Annotated in this window: 11 protein-coding genes; 3 read left to right on the top strand and 8 right to left on the bottom strand. The window is 71.5% G+C overall.

Annotation, left to right across the window (positions count from 1 at the left end; genetic code table 11):
- Nucleotide 1 precedes the first annotated feature (1 nt).
- Together ACT3TZ_RS12680 and ACT3TZ_RS12675 are read right to left on the bottom strand one after the other, a co-directional pair.
- Complete coding sequence (locus ACT3TZ_RS12680; RefSeq protein WP_444583791.1) at nt 2–625, bottom strand: DUF47 domain-containing protein; 624 nt, start codon at nt 623–625, stop codon at nt 2–4.
- A gap of 264 nt (nt 626–889) precedes the next feature.
- Nucleotides 890–1,510: a hypothetical protein gene (locus ACT3TZ_RS12675; RefSeq protein ID WP_444583790.1), complete on the bottom strand. Its 621-nt coding sequence runs from the start codon at nt 1,508–1,510 to the stop codon at nt 890–892.
- 61 nt (nt 1,511–1,571) lie between these two features.
- Here ACT3TZ_RS12675 and ACT3TZ_RS12670 point away from each other — a divergent pair, with 61 nt between their 5' ends.
- The gene (locus tag ACT3TZ_RS12670; protein ID WP_444583789.1) at nt 1,572–2,177 is read left to right on the top strand and encodes a DUF4126 domain-containing protein; all 606 of its coding nucleotides are present in this window, start codon (nt 1,572–1,574) and stop codon (nt 2,175–2,177) included.
- Nucleotides 2,178–2,192: 15 nt separating this feature from the next.
- Here ACT3TZ_RS12670 and ACT3TZ_RS12665 read toward each other — a convergent pair whose 3' ends face one another.
- On the bottom strand, nt 2,193–4,331 hold the full coding sequence (locus tag ACT3TZ_RS12665) for a M3 family metallopeptidase (protein ID WP_444583788.1): 2,139 nt from the start codon (nt 4,329–4,331) through the stop codon (nt 2,193–2,195).
- 90 nt (nt 4,332–4,421) lie between these two features.
- Here ACT3TZ_RS12665 and ACT3TZ_RS12660 point away from each other — a divergent pair, with 90 nt between their 5' ends.
- Nucleotides 4,422–5,576: an ROK family protein gene (locus tag ACT3TZ_RS12660; protein WP_444583787.1), complete on the top strand. Its 1,155-nt coding sequence runs from the start codon at nt 4,422–4,424 to the stop codon at nt 5,574–5,576.
- 148 nt (nt 5,577–5,724) lie between these two features.
- Here ACT3TZ_RS12660 and ACT3TZ_RS12655 read toward each other — a convergent pair whose 3' ends face one another.
- From ACT3TZ_RS12655 to ACT3TZ_RS12640, 4 genes are read right to left on the bottom strand one after another with little or no spacing between them, the layout of a single operon-like run.
- A complete protein-coding gene (locus ACT3TZ_RS12655; protein ID WP_444583786.1) occupies nt 5,725–7,104 on the bottom strand; it encodes an ABC transporter substrate-binding protein in 1,380 nt (459 codons plus the stop codon).
- 10 nt (nt 7,105–7,114) lie between these two features.
- Nucleotides 7,115–8,077 (bottom strand): carbohydrate ABC transporter permease, encoded by a 963-nt coding sequence (locus ACT3TZ_RS12650; RefSeq protein ID WP_444583785.1) that lies wholly within the window; start codon nt 8,075–8,077, stop codon nt 7,115–7,117.
- A gap of 14 nt (nt 8,078–8,091) precedes the next feature.
- The gene (locus ACT3TZ_RS12645) at nt 8,092–9,012 is read right to left on the bottom strand and encodes a carbohydrate ABC transporter permease (RefSeq protein WP_444583784.1); all 921 of its coding nucleotides are present in this window, start codon (nt 9,010–9,012) and stop codon (nt 8,092–8,094) included.
- A 44-nt stretch (nt 9,013–9,056) separates the two neighbouring features.
- On the bottom strand, nt 9,057–11,333 hold the full coding sequence (locus ACT3TZ_RS12640) for an alpha-galactosidase (RefSeq protein ID WP_444583783.1): 2,277 nt from the start codon (nt 11,331–11,333) through the stop codon (nt 9,057–9,059).
- Nucleotides 11,334–11,629: 296 nt separating this feature from the next.
- Here ACT3TZ_RS12640 and ACT3TZ_RS12635 point away from each other — a divergent pair, with 296 nt between their 5' ends.
- A complete protein-coding gene (locus ACT3TZ_RS12635; RefSeq protein ID WP_444583782.1) occupies nt 11,630–12,841 on the top strand; it encodes a pyridoxal phosphate-dependent aminotransferase in 1,212 nt (403 codons plus the stop codon).
- A gap of 200 nt (nt 12,842–13,041) precedes the next feature.
- Here the strand turns inward: ACT3TZ_RS12635 and ACT3TZ_RS12630 are convergent, their stop codons facing one another.
- Nucleotides 13,042–14,505 carry an FAD-dependent oxidoreductase gene (locus ACT3TZ_RS12630; RefSeq protein ID WP_444583781.1) on the bottom strand — a complete coding sequence of 488 codons (1,464 nt, stop codon included), beginning with the start codon at nt 14,503–14,505 and terminating at the stop codon, nt 13,042–13,044.
- Between the last annotated feature and the right edge of the window lie 272 nt (nt 14,506–14,777).

The raw sequence follows: 14,777 nt of genomic DNA, 5'->3' as shown, positions 1-14,777 counted from the left end.
CTCAGGAGTCCTTGATCCGCAGCAGGTCCGCCTCCCGGGCGACCTGCTCGAACTGCGAGAGCACGCCCCGCAGCGCAAGGGCCACCTCGCGCTCGCGGAGCATCTGGCCGGCGCTCGCGCCGCTGGCGAACACGTCGGTCAGCGCTCCCCGGGCCAGGCGCTCGCCGTGGTTGTCGAGCCGACGCATCGCCGCGGAGAACTCGTGCAGCTCGTGGACCTCCCCGAGGTGCCACATCGCCTCGACCGTGATCTCCGCGGCGCGGGCGATGAGCTCGGCGGTCTCCAGCAACGGGTCCGGCACGGAGCCCAGGGAGAAGCGCACCGTGAGGTCCGCCGCCCGGTCCATCGCCTGCATCGCCTCGCTCAGGGCCAGCGACAGGCCGTGCAGCACCTCCGCCTCGAAGGGGGGGATGAGCGCGGCAGCCAGCCGGTTGGCGATCCGCCGCGACAGGGCGGCGGCCTCCCCGGACTGCTCGTGCAGCCGGGCGGCGATCCGGGCGCGCTCGCGCGGGCTCTCCCCGAGGGTGCGCGAGAGGATCTCGGAGCCGCTCACGAGCAGCTGGGCGATGTCCCCGAACAGGTCGAACAGCGGCTTCTCGTAGCGCTGGGGGAACAGCCGCATCATCACTCCCGGGGTCGAGGGCCGCAGTCCGAAGGACCCGTGCGGCGCGCTCCGGTGGGGGCGCGGCAGCGGGCCGGTCCGGGACGGACCCCGGGGGACGAGTGACGCGCCGGACCGGGATGCGCCTGTCGGCGCGAAGGCCGCTCGAAGCGGCAATATGTGGAGCCCGGGGCAACCGCGGCCCGACGCACGAACCACTGTAGAACACAGTCGCCGCCCGCGTGGGGCGCGGGCGGCGCAAGGAAGATCACGCCTCGGGGGCGGACCTCAGGAGAGCGTGCCGGCGGCCTCGCGCCGTGCGGCGTGGGCGAGCTCCTCGCCGGTGGCCAGCAGTCGCCCGCCCTGCTCGGTCAGCTCCCGCTGGCGTGCGGGATCGGGCTCGGAGTCCGCGAGGTGCGCGGTGCCGTAGGCCACCAGCATCATGAGCGCCCCGGCGCGCCCCAGGGCCACCGCGAGGTCCCCCGTGAAGGCGCCCCGGAGGATCGCATCGACGGTCGTCCGCACCGAATCGACGTCCGGCGGCTCGGACAGGCCCGCGAGGTACCGCAGGCCCGGGACGGTGCGGCTGCCATCGCGGTAGCGGCGCACCACGTCGTCGGGGTCGTGGCGGGCCCAGGTGTGCACGACGTACAGGCGCCACAGGGCGCCGGGCAGGGTCGCGGCGGGTGCACCGGCCCACAGGCTCGCGAGGTCGTCGAGACCGTCGGTGCGGGCGATCGACAGCACGCGGTCCACGACGGCGGGGTCCTGGGTGCCGCGCACCCCGGACAGAAGGGCGTTGGCGCTGCGATGCGCGTGGTCCTGGGAGAAGCCGGGATCCGGGTCGCCGGGGAGGTTGTCCTGCGCGGCGGGGGACAGCGAGGCGGGACGGCGGAACTCGGCAGGCATCGTCCCACTGTACGCTCGCGGCACGCGCACCCGGGGGCCGGGCGTGCTGGGAGGGGGAGACATGGAAGCACTGCTCATGACCGTGGGCTCGGGGGTCGTCAGCGGGGTCCGGCCCTACTTCATGGTGTTCCTGCTGGGGCTCGCCGGGCGCCTGCTTGACCTCGATCAGGTGCCCGCGGTGCTCCAGCGCACCGACGTCCTGGTGATCACCGGGATCCTGCTGCTGGTGGATCTCGCGGCCGACAAGATCCCCTACTTCGACTCCTTCTGGGACCAGCTGAACGCGGTCGTCCGGCCGCTGGCCGGGGCCGCGATCGGATATCTGCTGGGCGGTGAGACCGACACGACCTCGGCGATCGTGATGGCCCTCCTCGGCGGTGCCGCCGCCATCGGCATCCACATCACGAAGTCCACCGCACGGGCCGCCGTCAACGTGTCGCCGGAGCCGGTGTCCAACGTGGTCGTCAGCACTGCCGAGGACGTCGGTGCGCTCGTGCTGGGCATCTTGACCATCGCCCTGCCCGCCGTCGCCGCCGTGATCGGTGTGGTGCTCCTCGGCATCGGCCTGTATCTGGCCTACCGCCTGCACCGGGCGTTCCGCCGACTGCGGGCGCGCTCGCGTGCCGCCCGGGAGCGCAGGGCTCCGGTCGGCCCGGACGAGCTCTGAGGCGGCAGGTCCCGCTCAGTCCAGCTCGGCCGGCTCCGGGGTGACGTCGTCCGCCTCGAGCCCGGGGGCGTCCGCATCGGCCAGCCCTCGCCGCGCCAGCAGGTGGGCGAGGTCGCGATCGTGTCCGCGGAAGGCCTGGTAGGCCGCGAGGAGGTCGCGGGAGCCGCCGAGCTCGAGGAAGCCGCGGCGGAACGCCTCACCGGCCTCGCGGACCGGCACGCCCGCGGCGGTCTGCTCGTCGAACCACGCGACCGTGTCGGCGTCGAAGGCCTCGGCCCACAGGTAGGAGTAGTAGCCCGAGGCGTAGCTGCCCGAGAACGTGTGCTGGAAGTATCCGGTGCGGTAGCGCGGGGGGACGAGGGGGTGGGCGAGGCCCGCGTCCTCGAGCGTCTCGTCCTCGAAGGCGCGCGCATCATCGATGGCGACGTCCGGGCCCATCGCGTGCCAGCGCCAGTCCAGCACGGCGGCGGCGAGGTACTCGACGGTGGCACGGCCCTCGCCCCACAGGGCGGACTCCTGGACGCGGGCCAGGAGGTCGGCGGGGATCGGCTCGTCGGTCTCGACGTGCCGGGCGTAGTGCTCGACGATCCCCGGGCGCAGGGCCCACATCTCGTTGACCTGGCTGGGGTACTCGACGATGTCCCGGGGCACCGAGGTCCCGGACACCGAGGGGTAGCGCGCGGCCGAGACGAGACCGTGCAGCGCGTGCCCGAACTCGTGGAACATCGTGCGCACCTCGTCGAGGGTCACGTAGGCGATGCCCCCGTGCGCGGGTCGGGCGATGTTGAGGTTGTTGGAGACCACGGCGCGCGTGCCGAGCAGCCCCGAGGGCGTGACGACGGGGTTCATCCAGGCGCCGCCGCGCTTGGTGTCGCGCGTGAAGTAGTCGCCGATGAACAGGCCCAGGCCCGTCCCGTCGGCCTCCTTGACCTCCCACACCACCGCGTCCGGGTGGTGGGCGCGCAGGTCCTTGCGCAGCTCGAGGGTCACGCCGTAGACGTCGCGGGCGGCCCGGAAGACGCCCTCGAACAGCACGCGCTCCAGCACGAAGTAGGGCTGGAGCGCCTTCTGGTCGACGGCGTGGTCCTCGGCGCGGACACGATCGGCGTAGAAGGGCCAGTCCCAGGCCTCGAGCTGCTGGATCCCGTCCTCGGCGGCACGCCGCGCGATCCGCTCCGCCTCGGCCGCGGTGCGTCGCATCGCCGGGGCGATCGTGCGGTCGAAGAGGTCGTCGACGGCCAGCGGGATCTGGGCTGTGCGGTCGGCGACGGCGAGGGAGGCGAAGTCCTCGAAGCCCAGCAGGGCGGCGCGGCGCGCGCGCAGCTGTGCGATCTCCGCCGCGAGCCCCCAGGTCTCCGTCCCCCGGTCGATAGAGGCGCGGTGCAGGCGCTCGCGCACGTCCCGACGGGTCAGGGAGGTCAACAGCGGCTGGACGGTGGGCAGCACCAGAGTCAGCAGGAAGCCGTCGAGTCCGGCCTCCTGGGCCGCGGCGCGGGCGGCCGCCCGCTGGGCGTCATCGAGCCCGTCGAGCTCCGCCTCCTCGGTGACGTGCACGGCGGCGGCCGTGAGGTCGTGCAGGACGTCCTGGGTGAAGGCGGTCTCGCGGGCGGAGATCTCCTGGTTCAGCGAGGCCAGCGCCGTGCGGCCGTCCTCCTCGAGCCGGGCGCCGTGCAGCACGAACCGCTGGTGCCATTGTGACAGGACATGGGCCTGCTCCGCGGTGAGGTCCTCGCCGGTCCCGTCGGAGGCGGCCTGGTGGAGGGCGTCGATGCGCGCGAACAGCGGCGCGTCGAGGTACATGGCGTCCTCGAGCGCGGTGAGCTCGGGGGTCACCGCCGCCTCGATCGCGCGGAGCTCCTCGCTGCCGTCGGAGGCCACGATGTGGAAGAAGACGTGCTGCGTGCGGTCCAGCAGCGCGCTGCCGCGCTCGAGGGGTTCGATCACGGTGGCGAAGGTGGGCGCGGTCGGGTCCGCGGCGACCTGCTCCAGCAGCGCGCGGGTCTCGGCGATCCCGGCGGCGAAGGCGGGACCGAAGTGCTCGGGCCGGATCGCGGCGAAGTCGGGCAGGCCGTAGGGGAGCGTCGAGGGCGTCGCGAGCGGGTTGTCCGCGAGCGCGGGATCGACGGTCGACGTGTCCGGCAAGGGGGCTGACATGGCCTCACACTAGGCAGGGGATCGGGGTGATCTGCGGGAGAACGCGCTGGTCGGCCCGCACGGATAAGGTGTGGCGATGTGGGGAATCGCGTGAAGTCGGACGAACCGGGCGCCGTCGCGCCCGCGGCCCTCGTGCCGCCGTCCGGTCCCGCCGCGCGAGCGGTCTACGCCGAGATCCTGCGCTTCGGCCCCCGGCCCCGCACCGAGCTCGCGCACCGGCTCGACCTGTCCGGGCCCACGCTCACGCGCGCGAGCCGGGCGCTCCTGGACGCGGGTCTGCTGCGGGAGCTGCCGCCGATCATGCGGGACAAGGGACGGCCTCAGGAGCCCCTCGACGTCGACGACGAGCGGGCGCGGTTCATCGGTGTGAAGATCACCGCCGACGGCGTGTTCGCCTCGGTGACGACGGCGCGCGGTGTGGTCCACGAGGATCTCGAGGAGCCGCTGGCCGACACCCGGCCGACCACGGTGCTGCGCACCGCTCGCCGACTGGCCCGCACGCTGCTGGCCGCCCACCCCCGCGTGGCCGGGGTGGGGGTGAGCCTGCCGGGCATCGTCCACGACGGGCGCCGCGCGATGAGCTCGCACCTGCTGGGATGGTCCTCGCCGACCGACGTCGGCGGGGACCTGGCCGGCGCGCTGGAGGTTCCCGTGACGGTCGACAACGACTTCACGGCGCTGCTGCGCGGCATGGCCTGGTCGGGCATCGGACGACGCTATCGCTCCTTCGGGGTCGTCACCGTGGGGGCCGGGGCCGCCGTGGGCACCGTGCTCGACGGGGCCGTCCTGCCCGGCGCCCACCACCGGGCGGGCCTGACCGAGGCGATGCCCGTGGTCACCGCCGACGGGACCCGCACGACGTTCGGCGACGCGACCCGGACCGCCGTGGTCCTGGAGCGCGCCCTGGCGCACGGAGCGATCCGGGACGGGGAGGGGCTGCCCGCGCTGATCGCCGCCGCGCGGGACGGACAGGCTCCGGCGCTGACGGTCGCCCGGGAGGTCGCCGGGGTCGTCGCCGATGTGGTGGCCTCGCTCGTGGCGCTGACCGATCCCGAGGCCGTGGTGCTGGGCGGGGAGACCGCCGAGCTGCTGACGCTGCCGGCGGTGGACATCGCCTCGCGCGTGCGTGCGCTGGTGCCCGCCTCCCAGGCCGATCTCGAGCTGCGCAGCATCTCCGGGGACTTCGACGAATGGGCGCGCGGCGCCGCGTCGATCGCCGTGCGGAGGTTCGTGACGGGCGCCTGAGGGCCGGGTCGGCGGGCGCCGAGCGTGCAGTCCCGGGCCGGGTCGGCAGGCACCGAGCGAGCAGCCCTGGCCCGAGACGACACGGGCGCATGCGAGCAGGGGCGGGGACGATGCCACGGCATCGTCCCCGCCCCTCGTGCATCCCGGATCAGGAGAACAGGGCGTTGACCCGATCGTTGTAGCTCGCGAAGTCCGCTCCCGAGATCCGGCCCAGCCAGGCCTGGTCGAACGCCGGCTGCAGGAGCGAGGCGATCGAGGCGGAGTTCTCCGTGAGGGGGTACTGACCCGTCTGCTTCAGCTCCACCCGGTCGGTGAACGGCGCGACGTCCAGCTTCTTGGACTCGTAGGCGGAGATCGCCGCCTCCGTGCCCGCATCGGTGGCCGGGAACACGATGCCGCGCCCGCCGATGATCTCCTGCGAGGCGTCCGAGCCGAGGAAGGCGATGAGCTTGCCCGCCTCGGTGCGGTGCTCGGTCTGGGAGGCGATCGAGTCGCCCAGACCGTTGAACATCGAGATGGGAGTGCCGATCGGGCCGCTGGGCAGCGGGGCGATCCCGAGGTCCACACCGTCCAGACCCGAGTAGGTCCCGATCATCCAGGACCCCGCGGTCGCCAGGGCGGCCTTGCGTCCCTGGACCTGGGTCTGCGGGGGCGAGGAGTCGCCGAACTTCCCGAACGGAGGCAGGAAGCCCTTCTCCACCAGCCCGAAGTACCAGTCGATCGAGGCGGCGAACCGCTCGTCGTCGTAGTTGAAGCGGGTGCCCCAGGTGGGGGAGTCGGTGAAGGTCCACCCCGTCGACAGCGCGAACGGCGACCAGTTGGTCTGGCCCACGTAGTCCACGGACGCGTAGGACGCGAGCCCGTACATCGCGACGTCGGAGGCGTCGAAGCCGTCCTCGTCGCCGCGACGGCCCTGGGAGTCGACGCTGAGATGCGCGATCATCCGCTCGAAGCTGCCGCCGTCCTCCGGGTTCCAGTCGAGCCCGGCGAGCTCCTCCCCGGTGACCCCGGCCTCCTCGAGCACGGCCTTGTCGTACATGACCGCGACGGTGTCGTAGTCCTTGGGCAGCCCGTACCGCTTGCCGTCCTGGCCCGTCCACAGCTCCTGCAGCCCGTCCTGGAAGTGGTCGGCCGGCAGCGCGTCGATCTCCGCGATCCCGTCCAGCGGCGCGATCACCCCCAGCCGCACGAACTCCGGGAAGCGGGCGAGGTGGTCGGTGAAGACGTCGGGGCCGGCCTCGGCCACGAACGACGCGGTGAGCTTGGTCCAGTAGTCGTCCCAGCCGAGCTGCGTGATGCGGACCTCGATGTCCGGATTCTGCTTCATGAACAGGTCGATCGCCTGGGAGTAGCCGGGCAGCTGGTTGGCGTCCCACATCCAGTAGTCCAGCTGGACCCTCCCGGAGGCGTCGGCGGCATCGCAGCCGGCCAGGGCGGTCGCCCCGAGGGCACCGGCGGTCAGTCCCGCGGCCCCGGTCAGCAGCGCACGGCGGCGGATGGTCGGTCGGGGGTTCGTTCTCGTGGTCATGGTCGGTGCCTCACTTGATCCCGCTGAAGCCGATGGAGTTGACGATCCGCTTGGCGAAGAGCGCGAAGAGGATCAGCATGGGCGCGGCGGCGACGAGGGTCGCGGCCATGAGCCCCGACCAGTCGGGGCCGGTGCCCGGCGACTGGGCGCGGAAGACGCCCAGGGCGACGGTCAGGACGCGGGAGGAGTCGGTGTAGGACACCATCAGCGACCAGAAGTACTCGTTCCACGCGGTGAAGTACGTCAGCAGCGCCAGGGTGGCCAGCGGCGCCCCCGACATCGGCAGGATCAGCGTGAAGAACACCCGCGTCTTGGAGGCGCCGTCGATGAGTGCGGCCTCCTCGACCTCGCGGGAGATGTTGTTGAAGAACTGCCGCAGGAAGAAGATCGCGAAGCTCGAGATGAACAGCGTCGGCAGCATGATCCCGAGCAGGGTGTCGACCAGGCCCAGGTTCTTGATGAGGATGAAGTTGGGCAGCAGCGTGAAGATCGTCGGGATCATCATCGATCCCAGGAAGATCAGGAACACGATCTCGCGGCCGCGCCAGCGCAGACGCGAGAACGCGTAGGCCGCCATCGCGCAGGAGAAGGTCTGGACCACCGTGATGCAGGTGGCCACGATGACGGAGTTCAGCAGGTAGCGCCAGAAGTTGATCGAGGCGCCGGAGCCGCCCTGGGCCACCGCCTCGTCGACGTCCTGGGTGCCGAACACCCGCTCGAAGCCGCCGAGGTTGAGGCCGACGGGCAGCAGGCTCGACGGGTCAGTGGCCAGGGCGTTGTTGCTGGACAGTGCCGTGCGCAGCATCCAGTAGAAGGGGAACACGGTGATGAACAGGATCACGATCATCGCGAGCCACCCGAAGACCTTGCCCCACGAGAACGGCTTGCGGCGCGGCGTGGGTGCAGGTCTCGCGGGCTCCGCGGGATCGTTCGGGACGGGATCGATGGCAGTGGTGGTGGATGCAGTGGTCATGGCTCTCTCCTCCGTCAGTCCAGATCGCTCTGGTTCGCGCGGGTCAGGAAGTACTGGGCGAAGGTGATCACCATGAGGATGATCAGCAGCGCGACGGACAGCGCCGAGGCGTATCCGAACTGGTACTGGCCGAAGGCGTTCTCGTAGATGTACATCTGCAGCACGAGGGAGGCATCGGCCGGACCGCCCTGGGTGGTCACCGAGATGGTGTCGAACACCTGGAAGGAGCCGATCACCGTCATGATGAGGACCAGCGCGAGGATCGGCCGCAGCAGCGGCAGGGTGATCCGGCGGAACATCTGGATCTCCCCGGCACCCTCGGTCTTGGCGGCCTCGTACAGATAGGCGGGGATCGACTGCAGCCCCGCGAACAGCAGCAGCGCCGTGTAGCCCATGTGCCGCCAGACGTTGACGAAGGCGACCGTCGGGATGACCCAGCCCTCCGAGGACCAGAACTGCACGGGGTCGAACCCGATGGCCTGCAGGGCGATGTTCACGATGCCCAGCTGGGTGTCCAGCAGCCACAGGAAGACGATGGCGGCCACCACGTTGGAGATCAGGTAGGGCGTCAGCACGATCGAGCGCAGCCAGGTCGACTGCGTCAGGCGCTGCATGAGCACGGCGATCAGCAGGGCCAGGATGGTCTGGACGCCGATGTTGATGCCCACGTACAACAGTGTCACCTTCAGCGAGTTCCAGAACCGGGGGTCCTCGAGCATGCGGGCGTAGTTGTCCAGGCCCACCCACTGGGGCGGGGTGAGCGTCGTGTACTCGGTCAGCGAGTAGTAGATGCCCGTCAGCAGGGGCCAGACCAGGAACACGAGCATTCCGATGCCGGCGGGCAGGATGAACAGCAGGGCGAGCTTCGTGTCGTCGGGACGGCGCCTCGTGGCGGGCCGTCCCGTCGATCGCGTCGTCGTCGTCGCGATGGACATGGGCTTTCCTTTCAGGGTGCGGCCCGAGGGCCGCGCAGGGGGGATCAGTCGCCGACGGCGACCGTGAGCTCGAGGAGGAGGGCGGACTCGGCGGGGATCTCGGGCAGGGCGATGCCCAGGTCCGAGAGGGCCGAGCCCGCGACGGTGACGCCCTCGGGGCCGGACAGCTCGGCCTCCCAGGGGGCCGGGTGGTGGCCGTGGAGGCGCTCGCCGACGTCGATGCGGCGCACCGTGTAGCGGCGCCCCGGGTCCAGGCCCGGCAGGCGCACGGGTCCGGCTCCGGCGAGGTCCGAGCGGCGCACGCACGCGACCTCGTAGATCGCGTGATCGCGGTCCGCCGAGATCACGCCGGTCAGCCACAGGGCGTCGTCCTCGCCGCCGCCGCGCACGTAGTCGCCCGCGAGCAGCAGGCCGCGCAGGCGCTTGTAGAGGGTGATCCACTCGGTGAGCTCGGTGAGCTCCGCCGCGGAGGCCTGCGCGAGGTCCCACTCGATGCCGAGGTGGCCGAAGAGGGCGGTGGCGGCCCGGAAAGCCAGGCTGTGCAGCCGTCCCGTGGTGTGCGAGCGGCCCGAGGCGATGTGGCTGCCCATGAGCTCGAGCGGGATCAGCTCGGCGGTCCAGCGGTTCATCTGCTGGCGCTCGAGGGGGTCGATGCAGTCCGAGACCCACACCCGGTCGGTGCGCTCGAGCACCTCGAGGTCCACGCGCGCGCCGCCCGAGGAGCAGGACTCGATCTCCAGGCCCGGGTGCTCGGCCTTGAGCGTGTCCATGAGGCGGTACACCGCGAGGGTCTGGGCGTGGGTCGCGGCGGCACCCGTGGTGCGGGTCGCGGACTCGACGAGATCGCGGTTGTGGTCCCACTTGACGTAGGCGATCTCGTGGGCAGAGAGGATCGCGTGCATCTGGTCGTGGACGTGCTGCCAGGCCTCGGGGATCGACAGGTTCAGCACCTGCTGGTGGCGGGATTCCAGCGGCAGCAGGTCCGGGGCCGGCGCCATGATCCACTCGGGATGGGCGCGGGCGACGTCGGAGTCCTCGTTGACCATCTCGGGCTCGAACCAGAGGCCGAACTGCATGCCCAGGCCCGTGACGTGGTCGATGAGGGGGCCGAGGCCGTCGGGCCACACCTCGTCCGAGACCACCCAGTCGCCGAGCCCCGAGCGGTCGTCGCGACGCGAGCCGAACCAGCCGTCGTCCAGCACGTACCGCTCGACGCCGAGCTGTGCGGCGCGGTCGGCGAGGTCCCTGAGTCGGGCGAGGTCGTGGTCGAAGTAGACGGCCTCCCAGACGTTCAGGGTCACGGGGCGCGCGGTGTCGACATGCTGGGGGCGGGCTCGCAGCGTGCGGTGGAAGCGCTGGGCGATGCCGTCCAGGCCCGCGGGGGAGTAGGCGGCGTGGACCCAGGGGCCCTGGTAGGTGTCCTGGCTGTCCAGGCGTCCCTCGCCCGCCAGCAGCAGCTCGCCGCCGCCGATCACCTGGGCGCCGAGGGAGGACCGCTCGGCGAGGTGGCGGTGGTTGCCGGAGAACGCCGTGTGCACGGCCCAGATCTCGCCGGTCCGGAAGTCGAAGCCGGGGCGGCCCACGTGCAGGAGGTACGCGGAGTCCGGGCCCGTGCGGCCCCGGCGGTTCTCGCGCAGGTGGGTGCCCACCCGCAGGCGGGAGCGCTGCGGGGTGCGCTCCTTGCCCCAGCGACCCGCGAGGTCGAGGACCTCGTCGGCCGCGAGCGGCACGGGCAGCGCGAGGGTGAGGGCGTCGAGCGTGTAGGGGGTGGCCCCGGTGTTCGTGAGCGTCGCGCGCGTGCGGGCGATGCCCGTGGCCAGCAGCTCGACCTCGATCGTGGCGGCGAGGTCGTTGTCGGCGTCGGCGAGGTCGAAGCGGACGGCGCCGGGGCCGGTGGCGACGAAGCCGTCCGCCGCGGGGGAGGCGGCGCCGGGCGCGGACGCCGCGGAGGTGCTCGTGGCATCGGCCGGGAGGATGTCGACGCCCGTCGTCCGCAGGCGGGGTGCGAAGCCGGAGCCGTCGTCGCGGGCCCCGGAGATGCCGGGGGTGCCCACCCAGCCATCGGCCAGCTGCGGCAGCAGTCCCAGGCGCAGGGGTGTGTCGATCGCGTTGTTGGCCACCGTGGGGGTGGTCAGCAGGGCGATCGCGGCGGCATCGGCCTCCGTGAGCTCTCCGAGGTCCGCGCCCCAGTGCAGCACGGCGGGGATGCGGCCGTCGGTGACGTCGAGAAGGAGGGACACGCCCGCGGCGCGCAGGTGCACGCGGCGGGTCAGGGGGTGCTGCGGGTCGGCGGGTGAGGACGCGCTGGCGGGGGGATGCATGATCGGCTTCTCCATCGGAACCGGGGTTACTTACGGGGAGAAAATAATAGGAACCGGGCGTGCGGTCAACCCCTTCGGAGAAAGTCGTGGAAGGGGGTGCGGGGGGTCGGGGTGGTGTCGCGGCGTGGGTCGCGTGGTCCCGGAGTGGGGTGCTTCGGGTCTCTCTGGACCGCGGGGGTGGCCGCGCTGCTCGATACCCGTGCCCCGTGCCCCGTGCCACGTGGACGCGGTCTGGTCCGTCCATGCGACAGGGCTAACCTGAGCCGACCCGACCCGACCCTCCAGGAGGCCCCCCGATGATCCTCAACCAGTCCTCGAAGCTGCGCGACGTCTGCTACGAGATCCGAGGACCGGTCCCCGCCGAGGCAGCACGCATGGAGGCCGAGGGGCAGAAGGTCATCAAGCTCAACATCGGCAACCCGGCGCCGTTCGGCTTCGAGGCGCCCGACGAGATCCTCGTCGACATGATCCGGCAGCTGCCCACGTCCCAGGGGTACTCCGAGTCCAAGGGGCTGGTCTCGGCCCGCCGTGCCGTCGCGCAGTACTACCAGACGCAGAACATGCCGGACATGTCGCTGGACGACATCTACCTGGGCAACGGCGTCTCCGAGCTCATCCAGCTCACCTGCCAGGCGCTCGTGGACGACGGCGACGAGGTGCTCGTGCCCTCGCCGGACTACCCGCTGTGGACCGCCTCGGTCGCGCTCGCCGGCGGCCGCGCCGTCCACTACCGGTGCGACGAGGAGAACCGCTGGTGGCCCGACATCACGGACCTCGCGGACAAGGTCACCACCCGCACCAAGGCGATCGTCGTCATCAACCCCAACAACCCCACCGGGGCCGTCTACCCCGAGTCGGTGCTGCGGGAGATCGTCGAGGTCGCCCGCAAGCACGACCTGCTGATCCTGTCCGACGAGATCTACGACAAGATCCTCTACGACGACGCCGTCCACACGCCCATCGCGTCGCTCGCCCCGGATCTGCTGACCATCACCTACAACGGGCTGTCCAAGGCGTACCGGGTGGCGGGGTTCCGTGCCGGATGGATGGCGCTCTACGGCCCCAAGGAGGACGCCGCGAGCTTCATCGAGGGCCTCGACGTGCTCTCGAACATGCGGCTGTGCCCCAACGTGCCGGCCCAGCACGTCGTGGCCACCGCGCTCGGCGGACGCCAGAGCATCAAGGGGCTCGTGCACCACGGCGGTCGCCTGCTCGAACAGCGCGACGTCGCCTACGAGGGGCTGTCGGCCATTCCCGGCGTGCATGTCGAGAAGGCCCAGGGTGCGCTGTACATGTTCCCGCGGCTGGACCGCGAGATGTACGCGATCGAGAACGACGAGCAGTTCGCCTACGACCTGCTGCGCTCCAAGAAGCTCCTGGTCACGCACGGGACGGGCTTCAACTATCCCGAGCCCGACCACTTCCGACTGGTGACGCTGCCGCCGGTGGAGATGCTGGCCGATGCGGTCGACCGGATCGCGGACTTCCTGGCGGGGATCCGGCGGTAGGGGTGGCGTCTCCGCGATCGCTCCGAGGTGGTCTGTGGTGCACGAGGACGCCGGGATGGCCGGATGGCGGGAGCGGACTGCTGGTCCTCGTGCGGTGATCACCCCGCGGGTCCCCCGCTTAAAGGCAGACCCGATGGTCCCCGCACGTGACGAGGGCCCCGACGCCGGTGCGTCGAGGCCCTCCATGCATGTTCTCGCGATCAGCCCTCGGCGGGGGCGAACATTCCGTCGCGCGCCACGCGCACCATGTCCTCGCGCTCGACGACCTTGATGCGGGGGCGCGGCTGGCCCTCGGCATCGGTCTCGTGCGACCCGGCCTCGATCTCGTGGGCGTCCAGGGCGGTCCAGCCGTCCCAGGTCGTGTACTCGACGCCCTTGGAGTCCAGCAGGCGCAGCACCGAATCGTTGTCTCGATCCGCGGCGGGCAGCAGCTTGTCCTCGGCGAGGTCCTCCAGCAGGCAGGTGATCGTCTCGACGGCATCGGACTTGGTCGCGCCGATCAGCCCCACGGGTCCGCGCTTGATCCAGCCGTTGGCGTAGACGCCGGGGATCGGCGTGCCGACGTCCTTGGTCACGCGCCCGGCCTCGTTGCGGATCACGCCGCGGGCGGGGTCGAAAGGCACGCCGGGCAGCGCGGACCCGAAGTAGCCGATCGCGCGGTACACGGCCTCGAGGTCGTAGTCGACGGTCTCGCCGGTGCCCACGAGGGCGCCGCCGTCGTCGAGCTTCGTGCGCTCGAAGCGCATGCCGACGACCTTGCCGTCCTCGCCGAGGACCTCGACCGGCTTGTGCCAGAAGTGCAGGTGCAGGCGCCGGGTGACCGGCCCGCCGTGGGCGTCGGCCGGCGCCTCGCCGGCGGCCTCGCGGCGCTTCTGCTCCTCGAGCCAGCCGACGAAGGTCTGCACGATCTGGTCGGTGCGCTTGTCGGCCTTGATGACCTCCCACTCGGCATCCGTGATCTGGTCGAAGTCGCGCTCGTCCAGGACGATCTGCACGCCGTGGGGATGCGCGAGCTCCCGGGCCTCGAGCGGGGAGAACTTCGTCTGGGCGGGGCCGCGGCGGCCGTAGACGTGCACGTCCGTGGTGGCCGCGGACCGCAGACCCTCGTAGACGTTGGCGGGGATCTCGGTGCGCAGCAGCTCGTCGGAGGACTTCGCGAGCATGCGCGCGGCGTCGAGCGCCACATTGCCGTTGCCGACCATCGCGACGTGCTGGGCCGTGAGCGGCCACGTGCGGGGGTAGTCGGGGTTGCCGTCGTACCAGGCCACGAAGTCGGCGGCGCCGAAGGAGCCCTCGAGATCGATGCCGGGGATGTCGAGGTCCGCGTCCTTGAGGGCGCCGGTCGCGAAGATCACCGCGTCGTAGCGCTCGTGGATCTCCTCGAAGGTGAGGTCCGTGCCGAACTCGACGTCCCCGATGAAGCGGATGTCCCCGCGGCCCAGGATCCGGTGCAGCGCCGTGATGATCCCCTTGATGCGGGGGTGGTCCGGAGCCACGCCGTAGCGGATCAGGCCGAACGGCGTGGGCATCGCATCGAAGATGTCGCACTGCACGGTCAGCTCACCGGACTTCACCTCCGGCCGGCGCGCGAGGGTCTCGGCGGCGTAGATGCCGGCGGGACCGGCACCGATGACGGCAAGGCGGAACGGCTGGGAGAAGGACATCTCACCTCGGGTTGTTCAGGGCGCCAGGGACTGACTGGTGGGCGCCGACGGAGTCGAACATGCGCATCGGGCGGGGCCGGGTCACGGCTGCGGCGCCGGGAGCGGCGCGCTGCGCGTGACGGGCGAGGGTCCGAAACGCATTTTCGTTTCACTGTATACGCGAAATTCCGGAGGAGGGAGTGTCGGGGGCCTGGGCGCGGTGAGCATCACGTGGAGGTGTGGGGGAGCGGTGTGTTCGGCGGTGCGGGGGCGGGCTGTTCGGAGGTGTCGAG

This window comes from Brachybacterium sp. AOP25-B2-12 (genome assembly GCF_052378625.1).
Lineage (GTDB): Bacteria > Actinomycetota > Actinomycetes > Actinomycetales > Dermabacteraceae > Brachybacterium.
The sequence above is the reverse complement of the archived record's forward strand: the minus strand, read 5'-3'. Positions and strand labels throughout refer to the sequence as shown.